At 69.2% G+C, this 6,719-nt stretch carries 4 protein-coding genes and 1 pseudogene; 3 read left to right on the forward strand and 2 right to left on the reverse strand.

Translation table 11 applies throughout. The annotated features are described in order from the left end of the window. Positions 1-290: pseudogene (locus AC1D01_RS15790) on the reverse strand (hypothetical protein); the annotation flags it as partial. A gap of 233 nt (positions 291-523) precedes the next feature. After that, the gene (locus AC1D01_RS15795; RefSeq protein ID WP_477867810.1) at positions 524-2,887 is read right to left on the reverse strand and encodes a UvrD-helicase domain-containing protein; all 2,364 of its coding nucleotides are present in this window, start codon (positions 2,885-2,887) and stop codon (positions 524-526) included. A gap of 50 nt (positions 2,888-2,937) precedes the next feature. Here AC1D01_RS15795 and AC1D01_RS15800 point away from each other — a divergent pair, with 50 nt between their 5' ends. The 3 genes from AC1D01_RS15800 to AC1D01_RS15810 all read left to right on the forward strand — a co-directional run bounded on the left by AC1D01_RS15800 (position 2,938) and on the right by AC1D01_RS15810 (position 6,643). Next, positions 2,938-4,068 (forward strand): acyltransferase family protein, encoded by a 1,131-nt coding sequence (locus AC1D01_RS15800; protein WP_477867812.1) that lies wholly within the window; start codon positions 2,938-2,940, stop codon positions 4,066-4,068. Between the two features lie 128 nt (positions 4,069-4,196). After that, positions 4,197-5,174, forward strand: coding sequence for a GMP reductase (locus AC1D01_RS15805; protein WP_477867814.1), 978 nt, complete (start codon positions 4,197-4,199; stop codon positions 5,172-5,174). A 161-nt stretch (positions 5,175-5,335) separates the two neighbouring features. Then, positions 5,336-6,643 carry a DUF4397 domain-containing protein gene (locus tag AC1D01_RS15810; RefSeq protein ID WP_477867816.1) on the forward strand — a complete coding sequence of 436 codons (1,308 nt, stop codon included), beginning with the start codon at positions 5,336-5,338 and terminating at the stop codon, positions 6,641-6,643. Positions 6,644-6,719 lie beyond the last annotated feature (76 nt).

Genomic DNA, 6,719 nt, shown 5'->3' on the forward strand with positions numbered 1-6,719 from the left:
GTCAGCAGGTTGCCGGGGTTCTGCACCGTGCCGACGGTCTTGAAGACCGCGACCGGAGCCAGCGTGCGCGACGACGGGGACAGCATGTACTGGCTCCACGGTGTCGTCGCCGCCGCGGCGGCGGCCTTCTCCGGCGCACCGGCCGATGCGGTCGCGCTGCGTGGCGCCGAGGCCGTGCCGCCGCTGTCGCCGTCGCTGTTCCCGCCGCTCCCGCCGCAGCCGCCGAGCAAGGCGCCCGCTGCCGTCGCCCACGCGACGATGAAGAATCTCACTGCGTTGCGTCCCTGCATGCTTGCCTCCTGGTGGTGGGGCGGGACTCTACGGAGTGTGAAAGCGCCTATCAAACGACGAATGCTGATCGGCGGGATAAGAGACGCTTATGCGGGCGCTCGGCGCTGCGGGCGTTTGCAAGCGCTGTCAGGGCCGGCGCCACGACGGAATCGCGGGAAGAACCTGAGTGATGGGACGACCGCCGGCCCGATCGGCTGGCAGCCGCCTCGGGGTTCACCATGAGCGGGGGTTTTCAGTTCACCGGCGTCAGCTTCGCCACCGACAAGGCCAGCCACTTCATGCCGTGCCGGCCGAAGTTGATCTGCGCCCGCGCATCGTCGCCGGCGCCTTCCAGCGTCACGATCACACCTTCGCCGAACTTGGTGTGGAACACGCCCTGCCCGGTGCGCAGCCCGTGGCTGGAGGTGGTCTTCGGCCCGCCCGGCTGCGCCACCGACTGCGGCCGCGGCTCGACCCGCCCGGCGCCGACGATCGAGTTCAGCCCCGAGCCGCGGGCCCAGGCCGCCTGGTACTCGCGCGCAAAGCCCGAGCCGAAGCCCTGGTTGCGCGGCGTGATCCATTTCAGCGCCGCCTCGGGCAGCTCGTCGAAGAAGCGGCTCTTGACGTTGTAGCGCGTCTGCCCGTGCAGCATGCGCGTCTGGCTGAAGCTCAGGTACAGCCGCTTGCGCGCGCGCGTGATCGCGACGTACATCAACCGCCGCTCTTCCTCGAGCCCGTCGATGTCGGACACGCTGTTCTCGTGCGGGAACAGCCCCTCCTCCAGCCCGGTGATGAAGACCGCATCGAACTCCAGCCCCTTGGCCGAGTGCACCGTCATCAGCTGCAGCGCATCCTGCCCGGCCTGCGCCTGGTTGTCGCCGGCCTCCAGCGAGGCATGCGTCAGGAAGGCGGCGAGCGGCGACATGATCTCGCCGGTCTCGGCATCGGGCGTCTGCTCGAGCGCCGCGATCGTCTCGGCGCCGCCGTGCTCGTCGACCGGCAGCGCCACCGCGTTCTTGCCGAAGCCCTCCTGCGTGACGAAGGCCTCGGCCGCGTTGACCAGTTCGTCGAGGTTCTCGAGCCGGTCCTTGCCTTCCTTGTCGGTCTTGTAGAAATCGATCAGGCCCGAGGCATGCAGCATGTGCTCGATGATCTCGCGCAGCGTCTGCCCGCGCGTCGCCTCGCGCATCGCGTCGACCAGCGCGGTGAAGGCCTGCAGGTTGCCGCCCGCCTTGCCGCTCAGCGCACCGACGCTCTGGTACAGGCTGCGCCCGCTCTGGCGCGCCGCATCCTGCAGCTGCTCGATCGAGCGCGCGCCGATGCCGCGCGTCGGGAAGTTGACGACGCGCAGGAAGCTGGTGTCGTCGTTCGAGTTCTCGATCAGGCGCAGGTAGCTCAGTGCATGCTTGACCTCGGCGCGCTCGAAGAAGCGCAAGCCCCCGTACACCTTGTACGGAATGGCGGCATTGAACAGCGCGCTCTCGATGACCCGGCTCTGCGCGTTGCTGCGGTACAAGATGGCGATGTCGCGGCGCGCGATGCCGTCGCGGTGCAGCTGGCGCGCCTCGTCGACGAACCACTGCGCCTCGGCAAAATCGCTGGTGGCCTCGTAGACGCGCACCGGCTCGCCGGGGCCCGCCTCGGTGCGCAGGTTCTTGCCGAGCCGCCGCGAGTTGCGCGAGATCAGCTCGTTGGCCGCGTCGAGGATGTTGCCGAACGAGCGGTAGTTGCGCTCCAGCTTGATCACCTGCTCGACGTGGAACTCGCGCTCGAAATCGGCCATGTTGCCGACCTGCGCGCCGCGGAAGGCGTAGATGCTCTGGTCGTCGTCGCCGACTGCCAGCACCGCGGCGTGCGGGCCGGCGAACATCTTCAGCCAGGCGTACTGCAGCTTGTTGGTGTCCTGGAACTCGTCGACCAGGATGTGCCGGAAGCGCCGCTGGTAGTGCTCGCGCAGCGGTGCGTTGTCGCGCATCAGCTCGTAGGTGCGCAGCATCAGCTCGGCGAAATCGACCACGCCCTCGCGCTGGCACTGCGCCTCGTAGGCCTCGTACACGCGCACCAGCGTGCGCTCCTGCTCGTCGCGCTGCTCGACGTCCTTCGGGCGGCGCCCTTCTTCCTTGGCACCGGCGATGAACCAGGTGACCTGCTTCGGCACGAAGCGTTCCTCGTCGAGGTTCATCGCCTTGATGACCCGCTTGACGGCCGACAGCTGGTCGGCCGAATCGAGGATCTGGAAGCCCTGCGGCAGCGCGGCGAGCTTCCAGTGCGCGCGCAGGAAGCGGTTGCACAGCCCGTGGAAGGTGCCGATCCACATGCCGCGCACCGGCACCGGCAGCATCGCGCCGAGCCGCGTCAGCATCTCCTTCGCGGCCTTGTTGGTGAAGGTCACCGCCATCACGCCGCCGGGCGTCAGCTGGCCGGTCTGGATCAGCCACGCGATGCGCGTGGTCAGCACGCGCGTCTTGCCGGAGCCGGCGCCCGCCAGGATCAGCGCCGGGCGTGCCGGCAGCGTCACCGCGGCGAGCTGCTCGGGGTTCAGGTTGTCGAGGAGGCGGCCGTCGGCACCGGGGTCGCGCTGGGGAGAGAGGTGCTCGCTGGRGCCGTCGTCATGCATCCGTCGATTGTAGGGATGGACGTTGCCGGGGGCGTTTCCTACGATCCGACATGGATTCAGGCTTCGCCACCCCGCGCGGCCCGCAGCGCCTGCCGTGGGTCGACACCGCGAAGGCGGTGGGCATCGTGCTGATGTTCTACGGGCACGTGGTGCAAAGCCGTGCCGGCGACAACGCGTCGGCCGTCGACCAGCTGCGGTTGATCTACGCCTTCCACATGCCGCTGTTCTTCGTGCTGGCCGGGCTGTTCTTCCACCCGGTCGCCGCGCTGCTGCCGCGCCTGCGCACGCTGGCCCGGCTGCGCCTGGTGCCGGTGCTGTTCTTCGGGCTGCTGCTGCTGCCGCTGTGGTCGCTCAGCGCGGTGAAGCACCACTTCGCGTGGTGGTACTACGCGCAGCCGCTGGGCGCCGCCTACCTGCGCGGCATGCCGGAGCTGAACTGGGTGACCTGGTTCCTCGTCTGCATGTTCGTCTGCGAGGCGATGGCGCTGGTGGTGTTGCCGCGGCTTCGGCATGTGGCGGCGCAGCTGGTGTTCGCGGCCGCCTGCATCGCCGGCGGCGTGTTCCTGTGCAACCACGGCGACGCGCTGGGCGGCTGGGTCGCGCAGGTCAGCCGCACCTGGTTCGTGCGCGAGGCGATCGTCGCGCTCGGCTTCTACACGATCGGGCAGGTGCTGCGGCCCTTCCTGCAGCAGCTCGCCACGCACCGCGGCATGGCCTTGCTGGTGACGCTCGCCTGCACCAGCGCGCTGCTCGCGACCTACCGGCTGAACCACCCGCACGATGCGCAGGCGGTGATGATGGCGGCGGCACAGCATGGCGACGCGTTCGGCTTCGCGTTCAGCGCGCTGGCCGGCACGCTGGCGGTACTCGGCCTCGCGATGCTGCTGCCGGCCACGCGGGTGGCGGCGTGGATCGGCCGCAACAGCCTGCCGCTGATGGGCCTGAACGGCGTGTTCTTCCACTTCTTCAACCCGAAGCTGGCCGAGAGCCTCTTGCTGGCCGACACGCCGGGGGCCGTCACGGCGTATGCGGTGGCGATCAGCGCGGTGTCGCTGCTCGCGTGCGTGCCGTTGGTGGCGCTGCTGAACCGGTTCGCGCCGCAGTTCATCGGCAAGGCGCGCCATCCGACAGCCGGGAGGCCAGAAACAGGGCCGGCCGAGGGGGCAAGCCCCGCCGCGTAGAATTCGTCACCGGGCCCAAATTTTGGCGCCCGGTTTTTCGTTTCGGCGCCCTCGCATTGCTTCGAGGCCTTCTGCCGGGCGGCCGGGTTCCAAGTCAAGCGCTCTTCCCCACCCTTTGGAGCCTGACCATGGAAATCTTCGACTACGACAACGTCCTGCTGCTGCCGCGCAAGTGCCGCGTCGAGAGCCGCGCCGAATGCGATGCCTCGACCGAACTCGGTGGCCGCACGTTCAAGCTGCCGGTGGTGCCGGCCAACATGAAGACGGTGGTCGACGAGCCGATCACGCAGTGGCTGGCCGCCAACGGCTACTTCTACGTGATGCACCGCTTCGACCTCGACAACGTCGCGTACGCGAAGCGCATGCGCGAGCGCGGCCTGTTCGTCTCGATCAGCTCGGGCGTGAAGGCCGACGACTACGCGGTCATCGACCGGCTCGCGGCCGACGGCGTCGGCGCCGACTACATCACCATCGACATCGCGCACGGCCATGCCGAGAGCGTGCGCAAGATGATCGACCACATCCGCCAGCGCCTGCCGAAGACTTTCATCATCGCCGGCAACGTCGGCACGCCCGAGGCGGTGATCGACCTGGAGAACTGGGGCGCCGACGCGACCAAGGTCGGCATCGGCCCGGGCAAGGTCTGCATCACGCGGCTGAAGACCGGCTTCGGCACCGGCGGCTGGCAGCTGAGCGCGCTGAAGTGGTGTGCCCGCGTCGCGACCAAGCCGATCATTGCCGACGGCGGCATCCGCGACCATGGCGACATCGCGAAGAGCGTGCGCTTCGGCGCCGCGATGGTGATGATCGGCTCGCTGTTCGCCGGCCACGAGGAATCGCCCGGCAAGACGGTCGAGGCCGATGGCAAGCTCTTCAAGGAGTACTACGGCTCGGCCAGCGACTTCAACAAGGGCGAATACAAGCACGTCGAGGGCAAGCGCATCCTCGAGCCGGTGAAGGGCAAGCTGGCCGACACGCTGCGCGAGATGCGCGAGGACGTGCAGAGCTCGATCAGCTACGCCGGGGGTACGCGGCTGGCCGACATCCGCAAGGTGAACTACGTGATCCTGGGTGGGGACAACGCGGGGGAACATCTTTTGATGTAGCGGCATCGCCGGCGTGTGTCAGACCCGACACGCGGCGACACCCGCCCCCACGAAGACGCAACCTGCGCGCAACACGGTTTCGCTTGAATCGACCGGTGCGGCAGCGCCGCGCCCGCACCTGCGGGCGGACGCCGCCGTCCCCTCGATCCAAAGGAAAACCTGTGAAGCTGAGATTGTTCGCGCCCCTGCTCGCGGCCGTGGCGGCCGCGCCCCTCTTGTTGACCGGCTGCGGCGGCAGCAGCGACGACGGCCCGGGCTACGTCCGCCTCGTCAATGCCACCTCCACCTACGCGTCGCTGGACCTGTACGACAACGACACGAAGGCCAACGCGGCGGTGGCCACCAACACCGTCGGCGACTACGCGACGATCGGCTCGGGCGCCTACACCTTCTACCTGAAGCCCGCCGGCTCGAGCACCGCGGTGGCGTCCGCCGTGCAATCGGTCAGCGACGGCGTGCACAACACGCTGGTCGCCTACAACACGTCCGGCAGCCTGCGCACCCGCTACCTGAGCGACAACGAGGCGGCGCCGACCTCGGGCACCGCGAAGTTCCGCGTCTTCAACACCTCGTACGAGGCCGGCAACGTCGACGTGTACGTCACCACGCCGACCGACACGCTGACCAACGCCACCGCGAATGCGCCGACCATCGGCGGGGAGCGCTTCTCGAGCTACGGCGAGATCACCGCCGGCACCTACCGGATCCGCGTCACCGCCGCCGGCGACAAGACCGACCTGCGGCTGGACATCCCGTCGGTCACGCTGACCGACCAGCAGATCCTGACGCTGGTGCTGACCTCCACGCCGGGCGGCGTGCTGGTCAACGGCCTGCTGATCAACCAGCAGGGCCCGCTGCAGGCGCAGGTGAACGGCTTTGCGCGCGTGCGGCTGGTGGCCGGCGCGTCGGCCTCGGGCACCGTGGCGGCCACCGTCAACGGCATCAACCTGTCCAGCGGCACCGTCTCCACCGGCAAGCCGCCGGCGATCGGCAGCTACCTGCAGGTGCCGGCCGGCGCGCTCGCGACCAGCGTGTCGATCAACGGCACCGACGTGAGCCCGAGCGGCCTGACTGCCGCGCCCGGCGCCGACCTGACGCTGCTGGTGCTGGGCAGCGCCGCAGCCCCGCAGGTCGCGCTGATCAGCGACGACAACAGCCCGGCGCTGACCAGCGGGTACGTGAAGCTGCGGCTGATCAACGGCGTGAACGGCCTGAACTCGGCGCTGACGCTGCAGGCCAACAACGGCGTGCTGACCAAGAGCTCGAACATCGCGTTCGGCACCGCCGGCGACGCGACCCAGGTGATCAACAGCACCACCGCGAGCCCGACGCCGCTCGAGGTCGACTCGGCCACCTCGTCGAGTGCGCTGTACACCGGCAACGTGGCGCTGCTGACGCCGGGGGTCTACACGCTGTTCATGCTGGGGGATGCGGCCACGCCGTCGGCCGTGCTGCGGCTGGACCGCTAGCAATGACAACCCCTCGCCCGTCGAGTACGCCGGGCGGTCCCCCGAGGGGACGCGGGCCGGCTTGGGAGCGGCCCGG

This window comes from Rhizobacter sp. P3_B12, assembly GCF_056402895.1.